The following is a 1,370-nucleotide window of genomic DNA, read 5'->3' as shown; positions in this document are numbered from 1 at the left end:
CCTCGCTATATTGTCCCACGCTGGTCTCACTGACCGCCCCCTCCTTGAGATTTAGAGTGAAAAATGGACACGACATCTATCCTGACAGAGGGGGGGGCGGCCAGGTGCCAGTCTGATCCGGACAGCCTCGTCACCGAACCACCTCAAACCCGAGGTACTTGAACACAGCGAAATCAGCCTGTCCTACAGCCAATTCAATCGCCTTCAAGCAGATCTGACGGTGTTCTATGAGGACTACAGCGACCTGATCTCTGAACCCTTCAATTACGTTGACTTCAGGCTGACCAACAATGGCAAACTCCAGACGCAGGGCGCCGAACTGGGGGTCCACCATACGCTGCGGAACGGCATCGAATGGGGTGCGTCCTACGTGTACCTGGATGCAGAAACCGACACACCCTTTGAGGGCACTCTACGACCCGACCACGCCGGCAGCCTCTGGGGCATCGTCCCCCTCGGGTCAAACAGCGCGCTGTCGGGTGTCTACTACGGTACAGCAGCTGTCGCCGATGGCTCCTACGATCGGTTTGATCTGACGTTAAGCCACCGGATACACATACAACGTGGACACATCGACCTCCAGGTCAATTACCGGCACTACCCGGATGGCATCAATGCTTATACGGAAATCTCATCTCTGACGCCCAATGTTGCTTTGGTCGACGGGCAAGACCGAGTCTTTGTCACCGCTTCGCTGGCGTTTTTCTAGTTCCTTCAAAGACAGCTGCGTCCTCAAAGCCGACGTTCAACGCTTCAAGCTGGGGCGCCGGTCACGGCGTCCCGGCGCGAAGCGCCCGTGCTGCCTTGACTTGTTAACTGGTGCAACACTACGAAACCGATCTCCGTGTTGTAAGTTTTGCAGCTAGCCAATAGGACAAAGGAAACAGACCAAGTTGCATTACCACCCCAAAAATCGCTCCGTGAGAATGAAAAAAGGCGAACCCTTTGGGTAGATCCGAAATAATGTTCCAGTATTGCCAAACGAAAACCAAACAGGAGGCACCAACGATACTGGCCATTGATGGCGCTCCAACATAAACGCACAGAGTCAATGCCACAGGTAAAACGAGAATTAAGTTTACGACGATATCGTGCGTGTGCAGGAATGCATAGAACGCCAAGTCACCATAAGGTAGTACCGCGTCGATAGCCCAATCTAAAGAAGGATTCCGTGCAGCGAGCACGCTCCAAAAATGCATCATCGACATGAGGTACAGCGGCCATACCGCGAACGGAATAAGATTAACGAAGAATCTCTGCATGGGCTAAGCCAGTTAACGCTGCCATAAACGGCGCGAGCTTGCGAGCGTCCGGCGACCGTAGGGAGCGAATTTAATGGCCTTGTTATATGATGTTTTCACAACACACAA

The 1,370-nt window shown here is 53.2% G+C and carries 2 protein-coding genes; one reads left to right on the top strand and one right to left on the bottom strand.

The window, feature by feature from the left end; genetic code table 11:
• The first annotated feature begins 112 nt into the window (after positions 1–112).
• Positions 113–709, top strand: coding sequence for a TonB-dependent receptor domain-containing protein (locus tag G533_RS0119385; RefSeq protein WP_084639190.1), 597 nt, complete (start codon positions 113–115; stop codon positions 707–709).
• Between the two features lie 118 nt (positions 710–827).
• Here G533_RS0119385 and G533_RS24730 read toward each other — a convergent pair whose 3' ends face one another.
• Positions 828–1,262, bottom strand: coding sequence for a hypothetical protein (locus G533_RS24730; protein ID WP_144079976.1), 435 nt, complete (start codon positions 1,260–1,262; stop codon positions 828–830).
• Positions 1,263–1,370: the final 108 nt, after the last annotated feature.

The organism is Haliea salexigens DSM 19537 (assembly GCF_000423125.1).
Classification (GTDB): Bacteria; Pseudomonadota; Gammaproteobacteria; order Pseudomonadales; family Halieaceae; genus Haliea; species Haliea salexigens.
This window is presented reverse-complemented; position numbering and strand designations above follow the sequence as displayed.